A 23,917-nucleotide genomic window follows, 5' to 3' on the forward strand; every position below is an offset into this window, starting at 1 on the left:
AGCGGCCCGGAAAGACGATCAGCCGACCAGCCGGCCGCGCCGCACGCGCATGCCCTTGCGCACCAGCTCGGGCGCGAGGCCCGTCAGCGCGCCCAGCGTATTGCTGCCGTTGGCATGGCAGATCGCCACGCCGAGCGCGTCGGCCGCATCGGAACCGGGCCGGCCGCTCAGGCTCAGCAGGCGCATCACCATCTCCTGCACCTGCTCCTTGTTGGCGCGGCCATAGCCGACCACCGCCACCTTCAACTGCAGCGCGGTGTACTCGAACACCGGCAGGCCCTGGCCCACCAGCCCGCAGATCGCCGCGCCGCGAGCCTGGCCCAGCAGCAGCGTGGATTGCGGGTTGACGTTGACGAACACCTTCTCGATCGCGGCGCAGTCCGGCGCATAGGTGCGCGCGACCTCGCTGATGCCGTCGAACAGCGTCTTGAGACGCGAGGGCAGATCGCTCTCGCCATCGCTCTTGATGGTGCCCGAGGCGATGTAGCTGAGCTTGCTGCCGTGCTTTTCGAGCACGCCGAAGCCGGTGGTGCGGAGGCCGGGGTCGATGCCGAGGATACGCATGGGATTTGGGGTGTCTGCTTGCGATCTGGCCGCGGGGCTGGAGAGGGTGTCAGTATGACATTGCTTTGTGGGGCTTTGCTGCTGGGGGATGGCTGATGGCTATGTCGTGTGGTTTGCCTGTTCGGTCGGGGTTTGCGGGCGGTTTTGGTGCTTGAATCCAATGGCCATATGACATCCCCGCTGCGCGGGGCTGCCAGTCACTTTCTTTTGTCTGAAAAGAAAGTAACCAAAGAAAGCAGACCCCTTGCAGGGGGGCTGGGCGCTCAGACCTTATGTCTGGTGGTGGTTTCGTGGTGCGGTCTGTGGCTTCGATGAGGCTGCTGACGCTACCGGTTTGCTCGCCTGCGGCGTCGCGGGTGGTGTTTGATTCGTGGTGGCGCTGCATGATGGCGGAGGCCCAGGCCCTTCAGGCTGCTGCCGCGACCGGAGCGGATGGGCGCGTCATGGAAGCGGCACGGGTTTCGTGGTGGGCGTGGTGGCTCCGGCGCGAGGGCACTCAGTGCCAGCGTATTGCTGTGCAAGAGTGCCCGCCGACACCCGCGCTCCGGTCCACCGCGCCCACCACGAAACCACGAGGATGCTATGTCGTGGTCGCCCAAGCCGGTAACGGCAGATGCCAGCTCAAGAACCACATTCACGCCCTGCCGTCGCCAAAACACGGACACCGTGCCAAGGGTCTGGCCCTCCGCCGAGGGGTCTGCTTTCTTTGGTTACTTTCTTTTCAGACAAAAGAAAGTGACTGGCAGCCCCGCGCAGCGGGGATGTCATACAGCTTTTGGGTTCAAGCGCCAACGCGGCCAAAAAAAAACCGCCCGTCGCTCAAATCAGGCCAATCAATGCCTGAAATGCCGAGTCCCAGTCAGCACCATCGCAATATTCCTCTCATCCGCCGCCGCGATCACCTCATCGTCCCGCACCGAACCGCCGGGCTGGATCACGCACGAGGCGCCCGCGTCCACCACCACGTCGAGGCCGTCGCGGAACGGGAAGAACGCATCCGACGCCACCGCCGAGCCGGCCAGCGTCAGGCCGGCGTTCTGCGCCTTGATGCTGGCGATGCGCGCGGAGTCCACGCGGCTCATCTGGCCGGCGCCGACGCCCAGCGTCATGCCGCCGCCGCAGAACACGATGGCGTTGGACTTGACGAACTTGGCCACGCGCCAGGCGAACATCAGGTCGTCCATTTCCTTCGGGGTGGGATGGCGCTTGGTCACCACGCGCAGTTCTTCGCGCTGCACGTTCCTGGCGTCCGGGCCCTGCACCAGCAGGCCGCCGCCGACGCGCTTGAAGTCATACGGGTTCACGCCCTTGCCGAGCGGGATCTCCAGCAGGCGCACGTTCTGCTTGGCGGCGAACACCGCGCGCGCGCCGGCCGTGAACGACGGCGCGATCAGCACTTCGACGAACTGCTTGGCCACCACCTGCGCGGCGGCTTCGTCGAGCTCGACGTTGAAGGCGATGATGCCGCCGAAGGCCGAGGTGGAGTCGGTCTTGAAGGCCTTCTCGTAGGCTTCCAGCGCGCTGGCGCTCACTGCCACGCCGCACGGGTTGGCGTGCTTGATGATGACGCAGGCCGCGCCGTAGGCGGCGTCGAACGACTTGACGCATTCCCACGCGGCGTCGGCGTCGGCGATGTTGTTGTACGACAGTTCCTTGCCCTGCAGCTGCGCGTAGTTGGCCAGCGCGCCGTCGAACGGCTTGAGGTCGCGGTAGAACGCGGCCGACTGGTGCGGGTTCTCGCCGTAGCGCATTTCCTGCACCTTCTCGAAGGCGAGGTTGAGCGTCTGCGGGTAGGCGCTGCGGGCCTGGTGCGACTTGTCGGCGCCGAGGCTGGTCAGGTAATTGGTGATGGCGCCGTCGTACTGCGCGGTGTGCGCGAACACCTTGGTGGCCAGGCGGAAGTTGGTGTCGTAGCCGACGCTGCTGGCGTTGGCGCGCATTTCCGCCAGCACCGGCGCGTAGTCGGCGGGATCCACCACCACGGTGACGTCGCGGTGGTTCTTGGCCGCCGAGCGCAGCATGGTGGGGCCGCCGATGTCGATGTTCTCGATCGCGTCCGGCAGCGTGCAGTCGTCCTTGGCCACGGTCTGCTGGAACGGGTACAGGTTGACCACCAGCAGGTCGATGGTGGGGATGTCGTGCGCGGCCAGCGCGGCCATGTGCTCGGGCAGGTCGCGGCGCGCCAGGATGCCGCCGTGTACCTTGGGGTGCAGCGTCTTGACGCGGCCGTCGAGCATTTCGGGGAAGCCGGTGTAGTCGGCCACTTCCGTGACCGGCAGGCCGGCCTCGGCGAGCAGCTTGGCGGTGCCGCCGGTGGAGAGCAGCGCCACGCCCAGCGCGTTGAGCTCGCGGGCGAAGTCGACGATGCCGGTCTTGTCGGATACGGAGAGAAGAGCTTGCTTGATCATGGCTGTGGGGAACGCTTCAAAGTAAACCGTGCTGCTGCAGTTTCTTGCGCAGCGTATTGCGATTGATGCCCAGGTAGGCGGCGGCCAGCGACTGGTTGCGCTCGGCGCGCGCCATCACGGCTTCCAGCAGCGGCCGCTCCACCGCTTCGAGCACCATGTTGTACATGTTCGACGGCTCTTCGCCGTCCAGGTCGCGGAAATAGGCACTCAGGCTGTCCCGAATGCACTGGTCGATAGCGTTGCGGCTCATGCGGCAAGCAACTCCCCGTTCTTGTTGTTGTTCGACCCGTTGCGGTCGTCTTCGTCGCCGTCCGGGCCGGCCGCGCCTTCGTCCACGTAGACCAGGCGGTCCGACAGCAGCGCCTGCTGGTCGAAGAAGGCGTTGACCGCGGCCAGCTGGGCGGTGCTGCTGTCCAGCGTGTTCATGTGGTGGCGGAACAGGCTGGCGCCGGCCAGCCCGCGCGTGTACCACGCGATGTGCTTGCGCGCGGTGCGCACGCCGGTGAACTCGCCGTAGAACGCGTAGTGGTCTTCGAGGTGCTCGTTCATGATCGCGCGGATCTCGGCCACCTCGGGCGGCGGCAGCAGCGCGCCGGTGTCGAGATAGTGCGCGATCTCGCGGAACAGCCAGGGCCGGCCCTGCGCCGCGCGGCCGATCATGATGGCGTCGGCGCCGGTCGCGGCCAGCACGTGCCTGGCCTTGTGCGGCGAGTCGATGTCGCCGTTGGCGACCACCGGGATCGAGACCGACGCCTTGACCGCGGCGATGGTCTCGTACTCGGCCTCGCCCTTGTACAGGTCGGCGCGCGTGCGGCCGTGCACGGTCAGCATGCTGATGCCGGCCTCCTGCGCGAGGTGCGCGACGCGCAGCGCGTTGCGGTTCTGGCGGTCCCAGCCGGTGCGGATCTTGAGCGTGACGGGCACGCGCGGATCGACCTCGGCCACCGCGGCGACCACCGCCGCGACGATGCGCGCCACCAGCGGCTCGTTCTGCAGCAGCGCCGAGCCGGCGGCGACGTTGCACACCTTCTTGGCCGGGCAGCCCATGTTGATGTCGATGATCTGCGCGCCGCGCTCGACGTTGTAGCGCGCCGCCTCGGCCATCATCGACGGCTCGGCGCCGGCGATCTGCACCGCGATCGGCTCGACTTCGCCAGTGTGATTGGCGCGCCGCATGGTCTTCTCGCTCTTCCACAACTGCGCATTGGACGCGACCATTTCCGACACCGCATAACCCGCGCCCAGCCGCTTGCAGAGCTGGCGGAAGGGACGGTCCGTCACGCCGGCCATGGGCGCGACGAACAGATTGTTGCGGAGCAGGTGCGGTCCGATTTGCACGATAGAGACTGGCGGGGGGCCGGCAAGGCGGCCCGCAACGAGACAAAAATGAAATGGCATGCCCTGCCGGAACCATGCTCGGCGCATGGTTCGGCGACTTCCAGGGGCATGTGCGAGGGCAGGATTTTACCGCCAAACCGGGCGGGTTGCTTAAGTTTTGAGCAAATAATCGCAAGGGCGCCGCGACGGCCGGCGGCGGGACCGTGGCGCAGCGCGGCCGCGCGCCCCGCAGAGCGCGTTGCCGCGGGCCCGGCGGCGTCAGCGCCGCATGCCGTACATCATCTGCCGCGCCAGCGCATCCTTGAGCGGCCCGAGGCAGGCCAGCGCCGCCAGCGAGGCGCCGCGCGCATGCGCGGCCAGCGGGTAGGACACGCCGAACAGCCGGGGCAGCATGTCGGTCACGCCGATGGTCACGGCGCGGTCCAGCCGCTGCCGCCCGGCGAACGCCTGCAAGGCCTGCGGGCTGCACTCGGCGCGCAGCGCGGCGCCCAGCGCGAACGCGTCGCGCAGCCCCAGGTTGAGGCCCTGGCCGGCCACCGGATGCAGCGTCTGCGCCGCATTGCCGACCGCGACCACGCGGCCGTCGACCGTTACCTGGGCGGCATTGAGCCCGAGCGGGAACGCGTGGCGCTTGCCGATCGCGGTGAAGCGGCCCATGCGCGCGCCGAACGCCTGCTCCAGCTCGGCGAGGAACGCCGCGTCGGGCAGGGCCAGGCGGCGCGCCGCCTGTTCCGGCGGGCAGCACCAGACCAGCGCGTAGCCCGGCTCGCCGTGCTGTTCTTCATAGGGCAGCAGCGCCAGCGGGCCTTCCTCGGTGAAGCGCTCCCAGGCCCAGCCCGGCTGCGGACGCGAACAGATCACGTGGGCGATGATGGCGGTCTGGCCGTAGTCGCGCCGGAACACCGGGCCGCCGCGCGCGCGCGGCGCGGCCTTGTCCTTGTCTTTGCCCTGGTCCTTGTCGGCCTGCGGCTGGAACAGGCCGCCCTCGGCCTGCACCGCCAGCCGCGCGGTGAAGACGGCGGGCTGCTGCTCGTGCGCGTGGCCGCTCAGGCGCACCAGCCCGGCGGGATCGTCGTGCTGCCCGGTGTGCCCGATGTGCGTGTCGTAGGCGCGCAGCAGGCGCGCGCCGCCGTCCGGCACGGACTGCGCGGCCGCGGCCAGCGCCCGCTCGAGCGCGCCGCACAGCTCGCCGTAGCGCACCACGTAGCCGAGCGCCGGCACGGCGTAGTCGTCGTGGTGCAGGCGCACGTGGCCGAAGCGCCCGCGCTGCGACACATGGATGTGTTCGATCGGCGTCACCGCGCGCGGCCATGCGCCGATCTGCTCGAGCAGCTGGCGGCTGCCGTGCGAGAGCGCGATGGCGCGCGGGTCGCGCGCCGCGCGCGCCGGCGTGGCGGCGTCGATCAGCGCCACCCGCCAGGGACTGGTGCGCAGCAGCAGGCAGGCCAGGGACAGGCCGACCGGGCCGGCGCCGACGATGGCGATATCCGCGTCCATGATGTCGTCAGTGGCCGCCGGGCGCATGCGTGCCGTCCGCCGCATCCGCCTGCCTTGCCGGGTCCGCCGCGCCGGCATCGCTCGCGGCCGGCTCCGGCTGCGCGCCGCGCTTCCACAGGTTGGCGTCGGTGCGGTGCTTGCCGGCCGCGGCGTCGCGCAGCGCGTTGTCGAGCTTGGACTGGCTGAAGCCGGGCAGCGCCTGCAGGCGCTCCACCAGCGCGGCCTGGTTGACCGCGTTCATCGGCACCACGCAGCCGCGCCGGGTGCCGTCGGCGGCCGGGTCGCCGACCAGGATCAGCCAGGCGGGACCGGCCCACGGCTCGCGGTTCGAGACCCGCACCACCACGCGCTCCAGCGCGTCCCACTCGACTTCCTCGCGCTGGCCGTCGGGGCGGTGCACCACCACGCGGTCATCGTAGAGATTGATCACGAACGGCTGCGACGGATCGTAGCCGCGCGCGCGCGGGGCGTCGGCGCGGCCGGCGCCGGGCAGGACCTTGCGCAGCCAGCCGATCATCGCGCACCTCCCGCCTCGCGCATGAGGGCTTCGATCTCGTCGGCCTTGACCGGCACGCCGCGCGTGATCAGCTCGCAGCCGGCGGCGGTGACGACCGCGTCGTCCTCGATGCGGATGCCGATGTGCCAGAAGCGCTCGGGCACATCCGGCGCCGGGCGCACGTAGATGCCCGGCTCCACGGTCAGCACCATGCCGGGCTCGAGCGGGCGCCACGGGCGTTCGCCTTCGGCCGGCGCGGCGCCCGGCACGCGGTATTCGCCCACGTCGTGCACGTCCATGCCCAGCCAGTGGCCGGTGCGGTGCATGTAGAACTGGCGGTAGGCGCCGCTGGCGAGCACGTCGTCGACGTTGCCGCAGCGGTTCGCGTCGAGCAGGCCGCTGTCGAGCATGCCCTGCGCCAGCACGCGCGTGGCGGCGTCGTGCGGCACGTTGTAGGGCACGCCGGGGCGGGTCTCGGCAATGGCGGCTTCCTGCGCGGCCAGCACCAGGTCGTAGAGCTCGCGCTGGGCCGGCGAGAAGCGGCCCGAGACCGGGAAGGTGCGGGTGATGTCCGACGCATAGCTATCGAGTTCGCAGCCGGCGTCGATCAGGCACAGGTCGCCGTCGCGCAGTTCGGCCGGGCCGGCGCGGTAGTGCAGCACGCAGGCATTGGCGCCGGTGGCGACGATCGAGTTGTAGGCCACGCTCTGCGCGCCGTGGCGGCGGAATTCGTAGAGCAGCTCGGCTTCGAGGTGGTATTCGCGCAGCCCCTGGCGCGACGCGCGCATGGCGCGCACGTGCGCCTGCGCCGAGATCTCGCCGGCGCGGCGCATCACCGCGATCTCGCCGGCGTCCTTGAACAGGCGCATCTCGTCGAGGATGGTGCGGATGTCGAGCGCGGTCGCCGGCGCGGTCACGCCGGCGCGGCCCTGCATGCGCACCGCGTCGAGCCAGCGGCGCACCTGCATGTCGGTGCGGGTGGTGGCGGCCAGCGGGTAGGCCAGCACGGCGTGGTTGGCCAGCAGCGGCGGCAGCAGCGTGTCGATCTCCTCGACCGAATGCGCCGCGTCGAAGCCGAACGCGGCCTGCGCGCCTTCCGGGCCGTGGCGGAAGCCGTCCCAGATCTCGCGCTCTTCGTGCTTGGGGCGGCAGAACAGGATGCAGCGCTCCGGGCCCGCGGCCGGCGCCACCAGCACCAGCACCGCTTCCGGCTCGGTGAAGCCGGTCAGGTAATAGAAATAGCTGTCGTGGCGATACGGGTAGTCGCTGTCGCGGTTGCGCATGGCTTCCGGCGCGGTAGGCAGGATCGCCACGCCGCCGCCGGCGGCGCGCAACTGCTGCAGCACGCGGGCGCGGCGGCCGCGACAGGCGGAAAGAAGGGCGGGGTCGGGAGCGGTCATGTGTGTGGCCACGTGGATGTTGGGGGGAACAGGCTCGATTCTACGCCGCCGCCATCGGCGGGTCAGCGCGGCGGCGCGGCGCCGGCGCCGGCCGCGGCGCGCAGGGCGGCGTCCAGGCCGGCAAGCTGGGCCGGGGTGCCGACGTTCTCCCAGGCGCCGTCGAAGCGCTCGCCGCTGGCCAGGCCGGCGGCCACGGCGGCGCGGTAGTAGGGCGTCATCGCGACCTTCCGGCCGGGCTCGATGTCGGCGAACATGCGCGTGTCGTACAGGCCGATGTTGCCGAAGGTGAGGCTGGCCGCGCCGGCGCTGCCGGCGGGCCGCAGCAGGCCGTCGGCGCCGAGCGCGAAGTCGCCGCCGGGATGGAACGGCGGGTTGGGCACCATCACCAGGTGCATGCGCGGCTCGGGCGCGCCGGCCAGCGCGCGCGCGCGCGGCAGCAGCGCGCGGTAGTCGAAGTCGGTGAAGATGTCGCCCGACACCGCCAGGAAGATGTCGCCGCGCGCCGGCGCCGCGCTCAGCAGCGGCAGGGCGCGGGCGATGCCGCCGGCGGTCTCCAGCGCGCTGGCCTCGGCCGAGTAGGCCAGGCGCACGCCGAAGCGGCCGCCGTCGCCGAGCGCGTCCTCGATCTGCTGGCCGAGCCATGCGTGGTTGATGACGATGTCGGTGAAGCCGGCGCGCGCCAGCGCCTCGATCTGCCAGACGATCAGCGGCTTGCCGCCGGCCGGCAGCAGCGGCTTGGGGCGGGCGTCGGTCAGCGGGCGCATGCGCTCGCCGCGCCCGGCGGCGAAGATCATGGCTTTCAAGGCGGGCTCCGGTGCATTCGCGTTGGCGTTCATTTCGGCAGGTGGCCGAGCCACCAGGTGAGGCCGATCAGCGTGGCCATGCCGCCGGCGATGGTCCAGCCGACGCTGCGCGTGCGCGCGGCGATGACGATGGCCACCAGGCCGGCCAGCAGGCGCGCGTTGTCCAGGCCGAGCGCGAGCCGGCCGCCGCGCATCAGCAGGTCGGGCGCGATCAGCGCCGACAGCATGGCCGCCGGCACGAACTGCAGCGCGGTGCGGAACCACGAGGGCAGCCGCACCCGGCCTTCCACGGCGATGAAGGACAGGCGGATCAGGAAGGTGGCGAGGCCGGCGCCGAGGAACACCAGCAGCAAGGTCATCTGGCTCATGCCGCGGGCTCCGTGGCGCCGTGCTTGCGCTGGCCGCCGCCGCGCAGCAGCATGCCGGCGGCGATGCCGCCCAGCGCCGCCACCATCAGGCCCAGCTTGTGCGGCATGCCGAAGCAGGCCACCGCCAGCGCGCTGGCCACCAGCGCCGCGGCGCCATGCGAGCGGTGCCGGATGCCGGGCACGATGATGGCGATGAAGGTCAGCGGCAGGAAGAAGTCGAGCGGCCAGTCGCGCGGCACCTGCGCGCCGACCAGCACGCCGGCCAGCGTCGAGACCTGCCAGCTCGCCCACAGCGAGAACCCGGCGCCGAAGAAGAACCAGTGGCGGTAGCGTCGCCGCTCGCCGTCGTCGGCCAGGCGGCGCGTCATGGCGGCGAAGGCCTCGTCGGTCAGCAGGTAGGCCACCAGCGCCTTCCAGCGGCGCGGCAGGTGGGCCAGCGCCGGCGCGATGCTGGCCGAGTAGAGCGCGTGGCGCAGGTTGACCATCGCCACCGTGACCGCGATCAGCACGGCCGGCGTGCCGGCCGCCCACAACTGCGTGAGGATCATCTGCGAGGCGCCGCCGAACACCACCGCGCTCATGGCGCAGGCCAGCCACGCCGGCATGCCGGCATTGACCGCCAGCACGCCGTAGATCAGGCCGAACGGCACCACGCCGAGCAGCATCGGCGCCAGCGCGCGCACGCCGGCCCACCATTCGCCGCGGCGGGTGGCGGCGGGCCCGGCGGGCGAGGCGGCGGGCGCGCCTTGCGCGGCGGCCATCAGAAGGTGTAGCCGACCGGGCGCTCGACGCCGTCGAGGGCGTCGAACAGGCGTACCAGCTTGCGCAGTTCGGCGTAGCGGCCGGCCACCTGGCGCGCGTATTTCAGCACCAGCGGCAGGTTGGCGAGGTAGCCGTCCTTGCCGTCGCGGTGGTACAGGCGGGCGAAGATGCCGAGCACCTTGAGATGGCGCTGCAGGCCCATCCACTCGAAGTCGCGGTAGAAGTCGCCGAAATCGCCGGCCACCGGCAGGCCGGCCTTGCGCGCGCGCTCCCAGTAGCGGATCAGCCAGTCGAGCTGCGCCTCTTCTTCCCATTCGACGTAGGCGTCGCGCCACAGCGAGACCGCGTCGTAGGTGATGGGGCCGATCACCGCGTCCTGGAAGTCGAGGATGCCGGGATTGGCCTCGCCCTCGAGCACCATCAGGTTGCGCGAGTGGTAGTCGCGGTGCACGTAGACCTGCGGCTGCGCGAGGTTGTTGGCCAGCAGCGCCTGCATCACTTCGGCCAGGCCTTCCTGCTGCGCCGCCGTGAGCGTGACGCCGAGGTGCCGCGCCACGTACCACTGCGGGAACAGGTCGAGCTCGCGCTGCAGCAGTGCCTGGTCGTAGGCGGGCAGGGTGCCGGGGCGGGTGGCCGCCTGGATGCGCACCAGCGCCGCCGCGGCGTCGCCGTACAGCTGCCGCGCGCTGGCGGCGTCGAGCCGCGACAGGTAGGTGGTATTGCCCAGGTCGCTCAGCAGCAGGAAGCCCTGCTCCAGGTCCTGCGCCAGCACCTTGGGCACGGTCACGCCGGCGTCGCCGAACAGGCCGGCCACGTGGATGAACGGGCGGCAGTCTTCCTGCGCGGGCGGCGCATCCATCACGATCACGCTCGGATGCGCCGGATTGCCGGTGCGGGCGCGGAAGTAGCGCCGGAAGCTGGCGTCGGCCGAGGCCGGCACGCAGGAGGCGGGGTCGACCGACCAGGCCGGACCGAGTCCGGACACCCACAGTTTGAGCTGGTCGAGACGCGGGTCGAGAGGATGTGCTGCCATGCCGGAAAGGGAGAATACGATGCCCCGTATAATACCCGACCAGCACCGGGCCCCGGGGCGGCCCCGGGTGGGCTTGCCTTGCCCGGAAAGCCTGCTCCGGCGGCGGCTGGCGGCCACTGGACCGCCGCCGTCGCGCTGACCCATGACCCGCTCGCATGACCGAACAACGACGATCACCGCACCAGAAGGCAAGCAAGACATCGGCGCGACTGCCCGGCAGCGCACTGCGCCCGCTCGTGTTGGCGATGGCCGGATGGTCGGTGTGCGCGCAGGCGCAGACAGTGAGTTCGGCCATTCCCGACCTGCCGGTCGCCGAGCCCGCCGCCGAGCGGGTGCCCGAGGCGCCGCCGGTCTCCGGTGAGCTGGTGCCGCGCCTGGCCGAGCCCGGCGGCCCCCAGGCCCCGCCGGCGGCGCCCGGCGAGAACCCGCCGACCTTCGTCTCGGGCGACCGCATGAACGGCTACAACCAGCGCGGCGTGGAGCTCGAGGGCAACGCCGAGCTGCGCCGCGCGGGCGGCGTGGTCAAGGGCGACAAGCTCACCTACGACCAGGACAGCGACGAGGCCTTCGTGCACGGCAACGCGCGCCTGTCGCGCGGCGGCTCGCTGGCGGTGGGCCCGGAAGCCCGGCTCAAGGTCGAGGCCAACGAAGGCTACATGCTGTCGCCGGACTATTATTTCCAGCAGACCGGCGGCTCGGGCAAGGCCGAGCGCATCGACTTCCTCGACAAGGATGTCAGCACGATCCAGCACGCCACCTATACCACCTGCTCGCCGGACAACGCGGACTGGTATTTCAGCGCGCGCACGCTCGACATCGACAACGACCGCGAGGTCGGCACCGCCTACGGCGGCGTGCTGCGCTTCTTCGACGTGCCGATCATGGCCGCGCCGGTGTTCAGCTTCCCGCTCAACAGCGACCGCCACAGCGGCTTCCTGCCGCCACTGTTCGGCTACAGTTCCTCGTCCGGCCTGGACCTGACGGCGCCGTATTACTTCAATATCGCGCCCAACCGCGACCTGACGGTCTTTCCGCGCGTGGTGAGCTCGCGCGGCTTCCAGCTCGGCAGCGACTACCGTTATGTCGGCAACGGCTATGCCGGGCGCATCCGCGCCGAGTTCCTGCCGGACGACCAGAAGACCAAGACCAACCGCTGGTCGTACTCGATCCAGCATGCGCAGACGCTCGCCCCTGGGCTGTCCGCGTATGTGAACGTGAACAAGGTGTCGGATGCCCAGTATCCGAACGACCTGAGCCGCTCGGTGGTGCAGGCCACGCAGTTGCAGTATGTCCAAGAAGGGGGCATTACCTACAACTGGCAGGATTTCTCGCTGCTGGCGCGTGTGCAGAAGTTCCAGACGCTGCCGCCGAGCGGGACTTCCTATGAGCGCGTGCCGCAGTTGAATGGCCGATACACGCGCTATGACCTGGGCGGCTTCGACATCCAGGTGGAGACCGACTTCAGCCGCTTCCGCATCCCGCTGTCGGCGGGCAGCGCGCAGCAGCCCGAAGGCGACCGCCTGTTCATCCAGCCGTCGATCAGCTACCCGATCGTGCGGCCCGGCTGGTTCGTCACACCCAAGGTGTCGTTCAACGCCACCCAGTACCAGATGGAGCCGGGCTCGACGGCACCGGGCACGCCCAACACGCTGAACCGGAACCTGCCGACCTTCAGCGTGGACTCCGGCATGACCTTCGAGCGCGACGCGCCGACCGTGAGCCGGCTGTTCGGCGTCAACTACGTGCAGACGCTCGAGCCGCGCCTGTTCTACGTCTACACGCCGTTCCGCGACCAGAGCCTGTTCCCGCTGTTCGATACCGTGCAGTCGGACTTCGGCTACGGCCAGATCTTCAGCGAGAACCCGTTTACCGGCTACGACCGCATCGCCGACAACAACAAGATCACGGCCGGCGTGACCACGCGCCTGATCGAGGCGGGCACCGGCATCGAGCGCTTCCGCGGCACCATCGCCCAGCGCTTCGACCTGACCGGCCAGCGCGTGCAGATCGGCGGCACCGACCCGATCGGCAAGGCCGGCTACTCCGACCTGCTGGCGGCGGCCACGGTCCAGCTGTTCCGGGGCTATTATCTCGATACCGGGGTGCAGTACAACCCGGACAGCGACCGTGTGATTTATTCGAATATCGCCTTCTCGTGGCGTCCCGAGGCGCGCAAGACGTTCAATATCGGCTACCGCTACCGCCGGCCGACCTCGGTGACGGACGATACCGCCATCGACCAGCTCGAGCTGTCGAGCCAGTGGCCGCTGACCCAGCGCACCTACGGCATCGGCCGGGTCGCGTTCGACATGAGCGCGAGCCAGCTCGTCGACGCGCTCGCCGGGGTCGAATACGCGGCCGACTGCTGGGTCGGGCGGGTGGTCTACCAGCGCTTCCGCAACACGACGAACGGCTACACCGGACGGATCTTCTTCCAGGTGGAGTTCCGCGGGCTGTCCAAGATCGGCTCCAATCCGCTGGATATACTGCGGCTGAACGTGCCGGGTTATGAGCCCGTCACCGCCAGTCCGGTGATTCCATCCCAGCTCGACCATTACGAATGACGGACCATGATGAAACGTCAAGAAAGCACCGCGTTGTCCCACCTGCCGTCCGGCCTGACCGGCTGGCATAGCCTGCTGCTGGCCGCGCTGCTGGCCGCTTTCGCACTGCCTGCCGCGGCGCAGCTCAAGGCGCCCGGCGCCCAGCCGCGCGCCACCGGCATCTTCCTGCCGCAGGCGGGCGACAGCAGCGCCACTTCGCCGAGCCAGCCGCGCCTGGGCGTGACGCAGCCCGGCGCCACCGCCCAGCGCTCGCAGCTGGTGGACGAGGTGGTGGCGATCGTCGACAGCAGCGTGATCACACGGCGCGAGCTGCTGGACCGCGCCGACGAGATCGAGGGACAGCTGCGCGCCGCCAACCGGCCGGTGCCGGCGCGCGCCGACCTGCTCGGCGAGGTGCTGGAGCGCCTGGTGATGGAGCGCGTGCAGACGCAGGCCGCGCAGGACGCGGGCATCAAGGTGACCGACCAGGAAGTCGACCGCGCGGTCGAGTCGGTGGCGCAGCAGAACCGCATGAGCGTGACCGACCTGCGCTCGCAGGTCGAGCGCAGCGGCATGGCCTGGCCCAAGTACCGCGACGAGCTGCGCAAGCAGGTGCAGGTGATCCGCCTGCGCGAGCGCGAGGTCGACTCCAAGGTCCAGGTCTATGACGGCGAGATCGACAACTACCTCGCCGCGCGCGGCGGCCAGGGCGCCGCCGGCAGCGGCCCGACCGAGTACAACGTCGCCCAGATCCTGGTGCGCGTGCCGGAAGACGCCTCGGACGCCCAGAAGACCGCGCTGCGCGCCAAGGCCGAGGGCCTGCTCAAGCAGGTCCAGGGCGGCGCCGACTTCGCCCAGCTGGCGAAGGCCTCCGACTCGGCGGAAGCGGCCCAGGGCGGCGCGCTCGGCTTCCGCGAGATCGGCCGCCTGCCGGCGCTGTTCGCCAACGCCGTGCTCGACCTGCAGGTGGGCGCGGTGGCGCCGCAGGTGATCGAAAGCGCCAACGGCTTCCACGTGCTCAAGCTGGTGGCTAAGCGCACCGCGCCGGCCGCGGCGCCGAACCCGGCGGCCAGCGAGCGCATCGCCCAGACCCAGGTGCGCCACATCCTGATCCGCACCGGCCCCAACATGCCGGAAGCCGAGGCGCGCCGCCAGTTGTCCACGCTGCGCGACCGCATCACCCACGGCGGCGATTTCGCCGACGCCGCGCGCCGCTTCTCGCAGGACGGCTCCGCCTCCAACGGCGGCGACCTCGGCTGGGTCTCGCCCGGCGAGCTGGTGCCCGAGTTCGAGCAGGCCATGAGCCGGCTGCGCCCGGGCGAGGTATCCGAGCCGGTGGTCAGCCAGTTCGGCGTGCACCTGATCCAGGTCCTCGACCGCCGCGAAACCGAGATCACGCCGGAAAAGCAGCGCGATTTCGCCCGCGCCGAAGTGCGCGAGCAGAAGATCCGCGCGGCCTACGAAGATTGGCAGCGCCAACTGCGCCAGGCGGCCTACGTGGAATACCGCGTCAACCGCCAGCGTTCCGAGAATTGAGCGCGCGCGCCGCCGCCATGTCCGCACCGCTCGCGCTGGCCATCACCACCGGGGAGCCTGCCGGCATCGGCCCCGACATCACCGTGGGCGCCCTGCTGCAGATGGCCGGCGAGTACCCGCAGGCGCGCTTCCACGTGATCGGCGACGCGCGCCTGCTGGCCGAGCGCGCCGCCGCGCTCGGCGTGGCGCAGGCGTGGGCCCGCCGGCTGGCCGACGGCAGCGTGGCGAGTGAGGACATCGCGCTGTCGGTGCCGTGCCATGCCGGCCGGCTCGACGCGCGCAACGGCGACTACGTGCTGGCGCTGCTGGACCACGCCATCGACGGCTGCACGCCCGGCGCGGACGGCGCCGCGCGCTACGCCGGCATGGTCACGGCGCCGGTGCAGAAGAGCACCATCAATGACGCCGGCGTGCCGTTTACCGGCCACACCGAATACCTGGCCGAGCGCGCCGGCGTGCCGCGCGTGGTGATGATGCTGGCCGGCCCGCAGCCCGCGCACGCCAACGCCGTGCTGCGCGTGGCGCTGGCTACCACCCACCTGCCGCTGCGCGCGGTGCCCGACGCGATCGACGTGTCCATGCTGGTGCAGACGCTGGCCATCGTCGACGCCGACCTGCGCCGCCACTTCGGCATCGAGCGCCCGCGCATCCTGGTGACGGGGCTCAACCCCCACGCCGGCGAGAGCGGCCACATGGGCCACGAGGAAATCGACGTCATCATCCCCGCGCTGGCCGCGGCCGCCGACGCCGGCATCGACGCGCGCGGGCCCTATCCGGCCGACACGCTGTTCCAGCCGCGCCACCTCGACGGCGCCGACTGCGTGCTGGCGATGTACCACGACCAGGGCCTCGCGCCGCTCAAGTACGGCACCTTCGGGCACGGCGTCAACATCACGCTGGGCCTGCCCTTCATCCGCACGTCGGTCGACCACGGCACGGCGCTCGACCTGGCCGGCAGCGGCCGCGCCGAGCACGGCAGCATGATCGAGGCGATCCGCAATGCCATCGTCATGGCCGGACACGCCGGCGGCCGCTCGCGCGCTGTGCCGGCGGCAACCCGCTGAGGCCCGGCGAGAGCCGACGAGAGAGCTATGCGTTCCAACGTACATCAGGGCCACGTGGCCCGCAAACGATTCGGGCAGAACTTCCTGGTCGATGACGGCATCATCCACGGCATCGTCAGCGCCATCGACCCGCAGCCGGGCGACACCCTGGTCGAGATCGGCCCGGGCCTCGGCGCGCTGACCCAGCCGCTGCTCGAGCGCCTGCCGCGGATGCAGGTGGTGGAGCTGGACCGCGACCTGGTCGAGCGCCTGCGCCGCCGCTACGGCGAGCGCCTGACCGTCCATGCCGGCGACGCGCTGGCCTTCGACTTCGGCAAGCTGCACGAAGCGGGCAAGCCGCTGCGCATCGTCGGCAACCTGCCGTACAACATCTCCAGCCCGCTGCTGTTCCACCTCGCCGCCTTCGCCGACCTCGTGCGCGACCAGCATTTCATGCTGCAGAAGGAAGTGGTGGAGCGCATGGTGGCCGAGCCCGGCAGCAAGGCCTTCGGCCGGCTGTCGATCATGCTGCAGGTGCGCTATCACATGGAGCACGTGCTGGACGTGCCGCCGGCCTCGTTCAACCCGCCGCCCAAGGTCGACTCCGCCGTGGTGCGCATGATCCCGTGGCCGCGCCAGGCCGACGGCCAGTTGCGCTCGCCATATCCGGCCTGCGACCTGACCGTGCTTGGCGACGTGGTCGCCGCGGCGTTCTCGCAGCGGCGCAAGGTGCTGCGCAACACGCTGTCGATGCTGCGCGACCAGGTCGACTTCGACGCGCTGGGCTTCGACCTGAGCCGGCGCGCCGAGGAAGTGCCGGTGGCCGACTACGTCGGGCTGGCGCGCCAGCTCGAACTGCCCGCCGCGTGAGGCCGCTGCGATGATGCGCGCCATGCCGACCCGTATGCTCCGCGTCCATCGCTGGCGCCGCCGCTGAAGCGAGCGGCGTGCCGTCATCGATCCGGACATCCACCGACAGGTTCACCGATCCCGACTTCAGCCGCCGCAGCCCGCCCGGCAGGCGCATCGCCCCGCCGGACCGCTGCGCGGCGCCACCCCTCCCAAGGAAATGCCATGACTAGCGAAACGCAGGCGCCCCGGCGCAAGGTCATCCTCACCGGCGACCGTCCCACCGGCCAGCTCCACCTCGGCCACTACGTCGGCTCGCTCAAGAGCCGCGTGGCGCTGCAGGATTCCCACCAGCAATACCTGCTGCTGGCCGACACCCAGGCCATGACCGACAACGCGCACGATCCCGACAAGGTGCGGCGCAACGTGCTGGAGGTGGCGCTCGACTACCTGGCGGTCGGCATCGATCCGGCCAAGACCACCATCACGGTGCAGTCCTACCTGCCCGCGCTGGCCGAGCTGACGCTGCTGTACCTGAACTTCGTCACGGTGGCCCGCCTCGAGCGCAACCCGACCATCAAGGAAGAGATCCAGGCGCGCGGCTTCGGCCGCGACATCCCGGCCGGCTTCCTGTGCTACCCGGCCGCGCAGGCCGCCGACATCACTGGCTTCAAGGCCGAGGTGGTGCCGGTGGGCGAGGACCAGGCGCCGCTGATCGAGCAGACCAACGAGATCGTGCGCCGCATCAACCACCAGGTCGGGCGCGACGTGCTGCCCGAGGCCGCCGCGCTGATCCCGCGCTTCGGCCGCCTGCCCGGCGTCGACGGCAAGGCCAAGATGAGCAAGTCGCAGGGCAACGCGATCCCGCTCGCGGCCACGCCCGAGCAGATCAAGGAAGCGGTCATGCGCATGTACACCGATCCCAACCACCTCAAGGTGTCCGATCCGGGCCAGGTGGAAGGCAACGTGGTGTTCACCTACCTCGATGCGTTCGACGAGGCCGCCGACGAAGTGGCGGAACTGAAGGCGCACTACCGCCGCGGCGGCCTCGGCGACATGGTGCTCAAGCGCCGGCTCGAAGGCGTGCTGCAGGCGCTGCTGGCGCCGATCCGCGAGCGCCGCGAAGCGCTCGCCAAGGACCCGCAGCACGTGTTCGACATCCTGCGCCACGGCACCGAGCAGGCGCGCGGCATCACCCAGCGCACGCTTGACGAAGTGCGCGACGCGCTGGGCACGTTCCGCTTCTGAGTTTTTCGGGAAGGCGCGGCGCGCCGCTTCAGGCGCGCCGGTTCACCAGCACGATGCCGGCCAGCACCAGCAGCGCCGCCACCGCCGAGCGCACGCCCGCCTGCAGCACCGCGCCCATCAGCGGCGCGGTCATCTTGATCACCACCTGCTGCAGACCCCAGACCAGGCACAGCAGCACCATCAGGCCGATCGCGGTGCCGTCCAGCGGACGGCGGCTCAGCGCCGGCGCGCCCACCTCAAGGACGCGCCGCGTCGCGCGTGGAGTGGCGCTCGATCAGCTCGATCTTGTAGCCGTCCGGGTCCTCCACGAAGGCGATCACGGTAGTGCCGCCCTTGACCGGGCCCGCCTCGCGCGTGACCTTGCCGCCAGCCGCGCGGATACGCTCGCAGGTCGCCGCGGCGTCGTCGGTCTCCAGCGCGACGTGGCCGTAGGCGGTGCCCATTTCGTACTTGTCGACGCCGTAGTTGTAGGTCAGCTCCAGCACGGCCGTCTCGGATTCCGGGCCATAGCCGACGAAGGCCAGGCGGTACTTGTATTCGGGGTTGTCGCTCTGGCGCAGCAGTTGCATGCCGAGGATGCGGGTGTAGAAGTCGATCGAGCGCTGGAGGTCGCCGACGCGGAGCATGGTGTGGAGGAGACGCATTTTTGGGGTTTGGTTGTTGGTGGGGGGGAGGGGGGTATTTTAGACGGGATGGGGGTGGGCTTCAAAGGTGGCTGCATGACGTCAGTCTGCTGAGCTTCAAAGTCAACGGCTTTAACGTCAAAGGCTGAACGTCAAAGGCTTAACGTCAAAGTCAAAATCAACTTCAAAGTCAAAGGCTTTCGCTCCCCCGGAGCGACCTACTTTCTTTTCCCCGAAAAGAAAGTAGGCAAAGAAAGCGGGCTGCCTGGCCGGCAGGGGCAGAAACGTTGGGGTTTCTTGTTGGTGGTGGTTTCGTCGTGGGGCCTGTGGTTCTGCTGGCATCCTGCCGTTACCGGTGCGAGCGGCCACGATCTGGCTGGCGGTATGGGTTGCGGGGTCGGACCTATGATGGCGGGCGTACTGCTGGTTCGGGCATCTGCCGTTACCGGTGCTGGCGGTCACGGCGTAGCACCGGCACTGGTTTCGTGGTGGGCGTGGTGGACCCCGCGCGGGTGTGCTGGGTTGCTTTGAACCGGATTGCCTCTCAAGTCAAAACCATTTGGCACTGAGATCGAATGGGGGCCACCACGCCCACCACGAAACCAGCACCGTTCCTATGCCGTATGCATCCGCCCCGGTCGCGGCAGCAGCCCGAAGGGCCTGGACCTCCGCCATCATGCAGCGCCACCACGAATCGAACACTACCCGAGAGAACGTGGCCGCCAAAACCGGTGCCGGCAGAATCCCTGCAGAACCACGAACCCCACCACGAAACCACCAACCCGAGCAACCCTGTTCGGCTCTGCCCCTGCCGGCCAGGCAGCCCGCTTTCTTTGCCTACTTTCTTTTCGGGGAAAAGAAAGTAGGTCGCTCCGGGGGAGCGAAAGCCTTTGACTTTGAAGTTGACTTTGACTTTGACTTTAAGCCTTTGACGTTCAGCCTTTGACGTTAAAGCCGTTGACTTTGAAGCTCAGCAGACTGACGTCAAACCCCCTCTCAAAAAGTCGGCAACAACTCCGGCGGATGCGCCCGCAACTGCGCCCTCGCATCCCGAAACTCAGGAAAAATCGACGCCACCGTATCCCAGAACCTGGGACTATGGTTCATCTCCTTGAGATGCGCCAGCTCATGCGCCGCCACATAGTCGATCATCGACATCGGAAAATGCATCAGCCGCCAGTTCAGCCGGATCTTGCCGTCGGCGGTGCAGCTGCCCCAGCGCGTGGCGGCGGAGGTGAGCGCGAACGCGCTGTGCCGCACGCCGAGCTTTTCGGCGTAGACGTCCAGGCGCTGGGACAGCAGGCGCCTGGCCTGATGCTGCAGCCAGCCCTGCACGCGGTCCTTGATCTGCTGCTCGTCGGCGTGCGGCGGCAGCGCGAGGTGCAGCACGCGGGTGTCGGCGTCGAACAGCAGGATGCCGGCGGGGGACTCGAGCTGCAGCGTGATGGCCTGGCCCAGGAAGGGCAGGCTGGCGCCTTCGCGCCATTGCACGGTGGGCAGCACGCGCCGGGCTTCGCGGTGCCGCCACTCGCCGAGCTTGTTGAAGATCCAGCGCTGCTTTTCGAGGATCGCGGATTCGATGTCGGCCAGCGTCACCCAGCGCGGCGCGGTGATGGACAGGCCGCGGTCGTCGACGGTGAAGCCGATGGTCCGGCGCGACGAGCGCTTGAGCGTGTAGTGCACGCTGCGTTCGCCCACCTGCAGGCGGCGGGCGTTGGGCTGCGGCAGCGGCCAGGGCTGGGCACCGGGCAGGAGGGGCTGCGCCGGTGTGCATCCGCCCGGCGCCGCGCCGGATGCCGCGCCGTCGCCCGCGAGGGCGTCGGACAGCGGCAGCTCCATCTGGGAACCAGGGGCATCGGGGGATTGGCGCAGCAATTTCATGCGGGCTCGCGGCTCCGGTAGCTCTGGGCGTCGATTCTACGCATATCTTGCTCGATCCACGTCTCCACCTCCTGGTTGAGCTGGTCGGCGGTCTTGTTGGCCGAGGAAATCGGCGCGCCCACGGAGACCGTGATGGTGCCAGGGTACTTCATGAAGGCGTTGCGCGGCCACAGGCGGCCGGAGTTGACCGCGATCGGCACCACCCACGCGCCGGCCTCCACCGCCAGGCGCGCGCCGCCGCTCTTGTAGCGCGGTTTTTCCATGCCCGCGGGCGTGCGCGTGCCTTCCGGGAACATGATGATCCAGGCGCCCTCGGCCAGCCGCTCGCGGCCCTGGCGCACCGCCGAGGCGAACGCGCGCGTGCCTTCCTTGCGGTTGATGTGCACCATCTTGAGCATGCCCAGCGCCCAGCCGAAGAACGGCACCATCAGCAGCTCGCGCTTGAACACGAAGCACATCGGCTTGGGCATGGTGGCGACGTAGGCCACGGTTTCCCAGGCCGACTGGTGCTTGGACAGCACCACCACCGGCTTGTCGAGCACGCCGTCGAAGTTCTCGTAGCCCTCGAAGCGGTAGCGGATGCCGCAGATCAGCGTGGCGGCGGCGATCACCAGCCGCGGCCAGCCGCGCACGAAGGCGTAGCGGCGGTTGGCGCTCATGAACGGAAAGGCGATGAAGCACGCGCAGGCGTAGGGCGGCGTCAGCACCAGCAGGTACAGCGCGAACAGCAGGGAGCGGAGAAAGATCATCGGTGCGGGGAAAGGGCGAAAGGGCGCAGGGGATTCAGGAGGCGGCCAGGCGCGGGGCGCCGTCGCCGGTGAGCAGCCAGCGCGCGAACGCGCGCAGGTCATCGTGGACCAGCGTGCCGGCCGGCAGGCCGCCCTTGGCCAGGGTCTCCCGGCCCTTGCCGGTCAGCACCAGGTGCGGGGCGCAGGCCACCGCCACGCCGGCTTCGAGGTCGCGCAGCGAGTCGCCCACCAGCGGCACGCCCTTGAGCTCCACGCCGAAGCGCTCGGCCAGCTGCTCCAGCATGCCGGGCTTGGGCTTGCGGCAGTCGCAGCCGTCGGCGGCGGTATGCGGGCAGAAGAACACGGCGTCGACGCGCCCGCCGAGATGGGCCAGCGCCTTGTGCATCTTTTCATGCATGGCGTTGAGCGCGCTCATCTCGAACAGGCCGCGGCCGATGCCGGACTGGTTGCTGACGATCACCACGCGGTAGCCGGCCTGGTTGAGCGAGGCGATCGCCTCCAGGCTGCCTTCGATGGCGATCCATTCGTCCGGCGTCTTGATGAACTGGTCGCTGTCGAGGTTGACCACCCCGTCGCGGTCGAGGATGACGAGCTTGGGCGGAGTCTGCGGCATGATGGCCTCCCGGTTCGGTGCGCCCGCCTACGCGGCGAGCTTGGAGATGTCGGCCACGCGGTTGGCCAGCACGTGCAGCGAGGCCAGCAGCGCGAGCCGGTTGGCGCGCAGCTGCGCGTCCTCGGCCATCACCATGACGTCGTTGAAGAAGCGGTCCACCGCGTCGCGCAACTGCGCCAGGTCGCGCAGCGCGGCGGCGAAGTCGCCGCCGGCGAAGGCGGCCTCCACCTGCGGGCGCACGCTCTCGACGGCGGCATGCAGCGCGCTCTCGGCGGCTTCCTGCAGCAGCGCGGGCTGCACCTGGCCCACCGGCTCGGTGTTCTTGCGCAGGATGTTGGTGATGCGCTTGTTGGCCGCGGCCAGCGCCTCGGCCTGCGGCAGCGCGGCGAAGGTGCGCACCGCTTCCAGGCGGGCCAGGATGTCGTCCAGGCGCCGCGGGCGCTGGCTCACCACCGCTTCCACCTCGTTGGTGGTGTAGCCCTTGTCCTTGAGGTAGCCGCGCAGGCGGTCGTAGAGGAAGTCGGCGATGGCGTCCTGCGCGGGCTTGACCGCGGCGATGCCGGCGAACGACTGCTGCGCGATCTCCAGCAGCGTGTCCAGCGCCAGCGGCAGCGGCGTCTCCACCAGCATGCGCAGGATGCCCAGCGCGTGGCGGCGCAGCGCGAACGGATCCTTCTCGCCGGTCGGCGACAGGCCGATGCCCCAGATGCCGACCAGCGTCTCGAGCTTGTCGGCCAGCGCCACGGCCAGGCTCACCGGGCCGGCCGGCAGCGCGTCGCCGGCGAAGCGCGGGCGGTAGTGCTCGGAGCAGGCCAGCGCCACTTCCTCGGCCTCGCCGTCGTGGCGCGCGTAGTAGGTGCCCATCGTGCCCTGCAGCTCGGGGAACTCGCCCACCATGTCGGTCAGCAGGTCGGCCTTGGCCAGCTCGGCGCCGCGCATGGCGGCGGCCTTGTCCACGGCGATGCCGGCCGCGGCCAGCGCGTCGGCGATGTGGCCGGCGATCTGCTGCAGGCGCTGCACGCGGTCGAGCTGCGAGCCGATCTTGTTGTGGTAGACCACGCTGCCCAGTTGCGGCACGCGCGAGGCCAGGGTCTTCTTGCGGTCCTGGTCGAAGAAGAACTTGGCGTCGGCCAGGCGCGGGCGCACCACGCGCTCGTTGCCGGTGATGATGGACTGCGGCGTGTCGGTGGCGAGGTTGGAGACGATCAGGAAGCGGTTGCGCAGGTGGCCGGCGGCGTCGGTCAGCGCGAAGTACTTCTGGTTGGTCTGCATGGTCAGGATCAGGCATTCCTGCGGCACTTCGAGGAAGGCTGCCTCGAAATGGCAGGCGTAGACCACCGGCCATTCCACCAGCGAGTTGACTTCGTCGAGCAGCGCGTCGGGCATGATGACGCGGTCGTCGCCGGCCTGTTCCAGCAGCGCGGCGCGGATGCGCTCGCGGCGCGCGGCGTAGCTGGCCAGCACGCGGCCCCGGCTTTCCAGCACGGCGGCGTATTCGCCGGCGTGGGCGATCTCGATCGCGCCGTCGGACAGGAAGCGGTGGCCCTGCGTGGTGCGGCCGGCCTGCAGGCCGAGCGCCGTCACCGGCACGATTTCGGCGCCCAGCAGCGCGATCAGGCGGTGCGCGGGGCGAACGAAGTGCACGGTGCTGCCGTCCGGGCGCTGGTAGCTCATCACCTTGGGGATGGGCAGCTTGGCGATGGTGTCGTCGAGCGCCGCCTGCAGGCCCGCGACCAGCTCGGCGCCGCGCGCGGTGTAGCGGTGGAAGAAGGCGTCGGCCTTGCCGTCGGAGGCGCGCTCCAGGCTGCGCCAGTCGATCGATTCCACGCCCACCGACTTGGCCAGCGCGGCCAGCTTCTTGGCCAGCGGCGGGGTCGGCTCGCCGTTGGCGTCGAGCGCCACCGACAGCGGCAGCACCTTCTCGCGCTGCTCGCGGTCGGGCGCGTTGCGGCGCACGCGGGTCACTTGCGCGGCCAGGCGGCGCGGCGTGGCGAACGCGGTCACGGCCGCGCCGTCACCCAGCAGGCCCTGCGCCGAGAGGCCGGCGAACAGGCCCTGCGCGAAGGCTTCGCCCAGGCGCGCCAGCGCCTTCGGCGGCAGCTCTTCGGTGAACAGCTCGATCAGCAGCGTATCGTTCGAATCGGTCAGGAGTTGCGACATGAA

Annotated in this window: 22 protein-coding genes and 1 pseudogene; 5 read left to right on the forward strand and 18 right to left on the reverse strand. The window is 70.0% G+C overall.

From position 1 onward, the window contains the following. Window positions 1–18: 18 nt before the first annotated feature. The 11 genes from ruvC to AC3WXD_RS23215 all read right to left on the reverse strand — a co-directional run bounded on the left by ruvC (window position 19) and on the right by AC3WXD_RS23215 (window position 10,669). Window positions 19–564, reverse strand: coding sequence for a crossover junction endodeoxyribonuclease RuvC (ruvC, locus tag AC3WXD_RS23165; protein ID WP_020203204.1), 546 nt, complete (start codon window positions 562–564; stop codon window positions 19–21). Between the two features lie 833 nt (window positions 565–1,397). After that, on the reverse strand, window positions 1,398–2,972 hold the full coding sequence (gene purH, locus AC3WXD_RS23170; protein ID WP_492324777.1) for a bifunctional phosphoribosylaminoimidazolecarboxamide formyltransferase/IMP cyclohydrolase: 1,575 nt from the start codon (window positions 2,970–2,972) through the stop codon (window positions 1,398–1,400). Between the two features lie 16 nt (window positions 2,973–2,988). Next, window positions 2,989–3,222, reverse strand: coding sequence for a Fis family transcriptional regulator (locus AC3WXD_RS23175; RefSeq protein ID WP_017225335.1), 234 nt, complete (start codon window positions 3,220–3,222; stop codon window positions 2,989–2,991). Beyond that, window positions 3,219–4,310 carry a tRNA dihydrouridine synthase DusB gene (gene dusB / locus AC3WXD_RS23180; RefSeq protein ID WP_492324778.1) on the reverse strand — a complete coding sequence of 364 codons (1,092 nt, stop codon included), beginning with the start codon at window positions 4,308–4,310 and terminating at the stop codon, window positions 3,219–3,221. The genes AC3WXD_RS23175 and dusB overlap by 4 nt, the downstream gene beginning before the upstream one ends. Before the next feature lie 258 nt (window positions 4,311–4,568). Beyond that, on the reverse strand, window positions 4,569–5,834 hold the full coding sequence (locus AC3WXD_RS23185; protein WP_492324779.1) for a UbiH/UbiF/VisC/COQ6 family ubiquinone biosynthesis hydroxylase: 1,266 nt from the start codon (window positions 5,832–5,834) through the stop codon (window positions 4,569–4,571). Next, the gene (locus tag AC3WXD_RS23190; RefSeq protein ID WP_020206444.1) at window positions 5,815–6,324 is read right to left on the reverse strand and encodes a hypothetical protein; all 510 of its coding nucleotides are present in this window, start codon (window positions 6,322–6,324) and stop codon (window positions 5,815–5,817) included. Before AC3WXD_RS23190 ends, AC3WXD_RS23185 begins: the two co-directional genes overlap by 20 nt. Next, a complete protein-coding gene (locus AC3WXD_RS23195) occupies window positions 6,321–7,703 on the reverse strand; it encodes an aminopeptidase P N-terminal domain-containing protein (protein WP_029044332.1) in 1,383 nt (460 codons plus the stop codon). The genes AC3WXD_RS23190 and AC3WXD_RS23195 overlap by 4 nt, the downstream gene beginning before the upstream one ends. A 62-nt stretch (window positions 7,704–7,765) precedes the next feature. Next, the gene (gene murU / locus AC3WXD_RS23200; protein ID WP_454730939.1) at window positions 7,766–8,506 is read right to left on the reverse strand and encodes an N-acetylmuramate alpha-1-phosphate uridylyltransferase MurU; all 741 of its coding nucleotides are present in this window, start codon (window positions 8,504–8,506) and stop codon (window positions 7,766–7,768) included. 29 nt (window positions 8,507–8,535) lie between these two features. Then, a complete protein-coding gene (locus tag AC3WXD_RS23205; protein WP_020206447.1) occupies window positions 8,536–8,874 on the reverse strand; it encodes an AzlD domain-containing protein in 339 nt (112 codons plus the stop codon). Continuing rightward, window positions 8,871–9,635, reverse strand: a complete 765-nt coding sequence (locus AC3WXD_RS23210) for an AzlC family ABC transporter permease (RefSeq protein ID WP_020206448.1) — start codon at window positions 9,633–9,635, stop codon at window positions 8,871–8,873. Before AC3WXD_RS23210 ends, AC3WXD_RS23205 begins: the two co-directional genes overlap by 4 nt. Next, window positions 9,635–10,669, reverse strand: coding sequence for an aminoglycoside phosphotransferase family protein (locus AC3WXD_RS23215; protein ID WP_059410493.1), 1,035 nt, complete (start codon window positions 10,667–10,669; stop codon window positions 9,635–9,637). The genes AC3WXD_RS23210 and AC3WXD_RS23215 overlap by 1 nt, the downstream gene beginning before the upstream one ends. 155 nt (window positions 10,670–10,824) lie before the next feature. On the opposite strand from AC3WXD_RS23215, the gene AC3WXD_RS23220 reads away from it, so the two are divergent. The 5 genes from AC3WXD_RS23220 (at window position 10,825) to trpS (ending at window position 17,888) form a co-directional block, all read left to right on the forward strand. Further along, on the forward strand, window positions 10,825–13,233 hold the full coding sequence (locus tag AC3WXD_RS23220; RefSeq protein WP_492324780.1) for an LPS-assembly protein LptD: 2,409 nt from the start codon (window positions 10,825–10,827) through the stop codon (window positions 13,231–13,233). 9 nt (window positions 13,234–13,242) lie between these two features. Further along, complete coding sequence (locus tag AC3WXD_RS23225; RefSeq protein ID WP_029044335.1) at window positions 13,243–14,748, forward strand: peptidylprolyl isomerase; 1,506 nt, start codon at window positions 13,243–13,245, stop codon at window positions 14,746–14,748. Between the two features lie 17 nt (window positions 14,749–14,765). Beyond that, window positions 14,766–15,812 carry a 4-hydroxythreonine-4-phosphate dehydrogenase PdxA gene (pdxA, locus tag AC3WXD_RS23230; protein WP_492324781.1) on the forward strand — a complete coding sequence of 349 codons (1,047 nt, stop codon included), beginning with the start codon at window positions 14,766–14,768 and terminating at the stop codon, window positions 15,810–15,812. A gap of 27 nt (window positions 15,813–15,839) precedes the next feature. Then, on the forward strand, window positions 15,840–16,661 hold the full coding sequence (gene rsmA / locus AC3WXD_RS23235; protein WP_020206453.1) for a 16S rRNA (adenine(1518)-N(6)/adenine(1519)-N(6))-dimethyltransferase RsmA: 822 nt from the start codon (window positions 15,840–15,842) through the stop codon (window positions 16,659–16,661). Window positions 16,662–16,865: 204 nt separating this feature from the next. Then, window positions 16,866–17,888: a tryptophan--tRNA ligase gene (trpS, locus tag AC3WXD_RS23240; protein ID WP_020206454.1), complete on the forward strand. Its 1,023-nt coding sequence runs from the start codon at window positions 16,866–16,868 to the stop codon at window positions 17,886–17,888. Window positions 17,889–17,946: 58 nt separating this feature from the next. Here trpS and AC3WXD_RS23245 read toward each other — a convergent pair. The 7 genes and pseudogenes from AC3WXD_RS23245 to glyS form a co-directional block, all read right to left on the reverse strand. Next, window positions 17,947–18,069 (reverse strand): annotated as a pseudogene (locus AC3WXD_RS23245) (DMT family transporter); the annotation flags it as partial. A 55-nt stretch (window positions 18,070–18,124) separates the two neighbouring features. Then, a complete protein-coding gene (gloA, locus tag AC3WXD_RS23250) occupies window positions 18,125–18,532 on the reverse strand; it encodes a lactoylglutathione lyase (RefSeq protein WP_492324782.1) in 408 nt (135 codons plus the stop codon). A gap of 117 nt (window positions 18,533–18,649) precedes the next feature. Beyond that, window positions 18,650–18,973, reverse strand: coding sequence for a hypothetical protein (locus tag AC3WXD_RS23255; protein WP_492324783.1), 324 nt, complete (start codon window positions 18,971–18,973; stop codon window positions 18,650–18,652). A gap of 534 nt (window positions 18,974–19,507) precedes the next feature. Then, a complete protein-coding gene (locus AC3WXD_RS23260; RefSeq protein ID WP_029044374.1) occupies window positions 19,508–20,392 on the reverse strand; it encodes a M48 family metallopeptidase in 885 nt (294 codons plus the stop codon). Next, entirely contained in the window at window positions 20,389–21,141 is a 753-nt protein-coding gene (locus tag AC3WXD_RS23265) for a lysophospholipid acyltransferase family protein (protein ID WP_020206609.1), read from the reverse strand. Before AC3WXD_RS23265 ends, AC3WXD_RS23260 begins: the two co-directional genes overlap by 4 nt. A 34-nt stretch (window positions 21,142–21,175) precedes the next feature. After that, complete coding sequence (gene gmhB / locus AC3WXD_RS23270) at window positions 21,176–21,754, reverse strand: D-glycero-beta-D-manno-heptose 1,7-bisphosphate 7-phosphatase (protein WP_020206608.1); 579 nt, start codon at window positions 21,752–21,754, stop codon at window positions 21,176–21,178. A 27-nt stretch (window positions 21,755–21,781) separates the two neighbouring features. After that, on the reverse strand, window positions 21,782–23,914 hold the full coding sequence (glyS, locus tag AC3WXD_RS23275) for a glycine--tRNA ligase subunit beta (protein ID WP_492324784.1): 2,133 nt from the start codon (window positions 23,912–23,914) through the stop codon (window positions 21,782–21,784). Between the last annotated feature and the right edge of the window lie 3 nt (window positions 23,915–23,917).

This window comes from Cupriavidus sp. FW216-B1, assembly GCF_058789195.1.

Excerpts from the sequence above, each read along its gene's own strand:
- ruvC (WP_020203204.1), bottom strand. The coding sequence starts at position 564 with ATGCGTATCCTCGGCATCGACCCCGGCCTCCGCACCACCGGCTTCGGC.
- purH (WP_492324777.1), bottom strand. The coding sequence starts at position 2,972 with ATGATCAAGCAAGCTCTTCTCTCCGTATCCGACAAGACCGGCATCGTC.
- AC3WXD_RS23175 (WP_017225335.1), bottom strand. The coding sequence starts at position 3,222 with ATGAGCCGCAACGCTATCGACCAGTGCATTCGGGACAGCCTGAGTGCC.
- AC3WXD_RS23185 (WP_492324779.1), bottom strand. The coding sequence starts at position 5,834 with ATGCGCCCGGCGGCCACTGACGACATCATGGACGCGGATATCGCCATC.
- AC3WXD_RS23190 (WP_020206444.1), bottom strand. The coding sequence starts at position 6,324 with ATGATCGGCTGGCTGCGCAAGGTCCTGCCCGGCGCCGGCCGCGCCGAC.
- AC3WXD_RS23195 (WP_029044332.1), bottom strand. The coding sequence starts at position 7,703 with ATGACCGCTCCCGACCCCGCCCTTCTTTCCGCCTGTCGCGGCCGCCGC.
- AC3WXD_RS23205 (WP_020206447.1), bottom strand. The coding sequence starts at position 8,874 with ATGAGCCAGATGACCTTGCTGCTGGTGTTCCTCGGCGCCGGCCTCGCC.
- AC3WXD_RS23210 (WP_020206448.1), bottom strand. The coding sequence starts at position 9,635 with ATGGCCGCCGCGCAAGGCGCGCCCGCCGCCTCGCCCGCCGGGCCCGCC.
- AC3WXD_RS23215 (WP_059410493.1), bottom strand. The coding sequence starts at position 10,669 with ATGGCAGCACATCCTCTCGACCCGCGTCTCGACCAGCTCAAACTGTGG.
- AC3WXD_RS23220 (WP_492324780.1), top strand. The coding sequence starts at position 10,825 with ATGACCGAACAACGACGATCACCGCACCAGAAGGCAAGCAAGACATCG.
- AC3WXD_RS23225 (WP_029044335.1), top strand. The coding sequence starts at position 13,243 with ATGAAACGTCAAGAAAGCACCGCGTTGTCCCACCTGCCGTCCGGCCTG.
- pdxA (WP_492324781.1), top strand. The coding sequence starts at position 14,766 with ATGTCCGCACCGCTCGCGCTGGCCATCACCACCGGGGAGCCTGCCGGC.
- rsmA (WP_020206453.1), top strand. The coding sequence starts at position 15,840 with ATGCGTTCCAACGTACATCAGGGCCACGTGGCCCGCAAACGATTCGGG.
- trpS (WP_020206454.1), top strand. The coding sequence starts at position 16,866 with ATGACTAGCGAAACGCAGGCGCCCCGGCGCAAGGTCATCCTCACCGGC.
- gloA (WP_492324782.1), bottom strand. The coding sequence starts at position 18,532 with ATGCGTCTCCTCCACACCATGCTCCGCGTCGGCGACCTCCAGCGCTCG.
- AC3WXD_RS23260 (WP_029044374.1), bottom strand. The coding sequence starts at position 20,392 with ATGAAATTGCTGCGCCAATCCCCCGATGCCCCTGGTTCCCAGATGGAG.
- AC3WXD_RS23265 (WP_020206609.1), bottom strand. The coding sequence starts at position 21,141 with ATGATCTTTCTCCGCTCCCTGCTGTTCGCGCTGTACCTGCTGGTGCTG.
- gmhB (WP_020206608.1), bottom strand. The coding sequence starts at position 21,754 with ATGCCGCAGACTCCGCCCAAGCTCGTCATCCTCGACCGCGACGGGGTG.
- glyS (WP_492324784.1), bottom strand. The coding sequence starts at position 23,914 with ATGTCGCAACTCCTGACCGATTCGAACGATACGCTGCTGATCGAGCTG.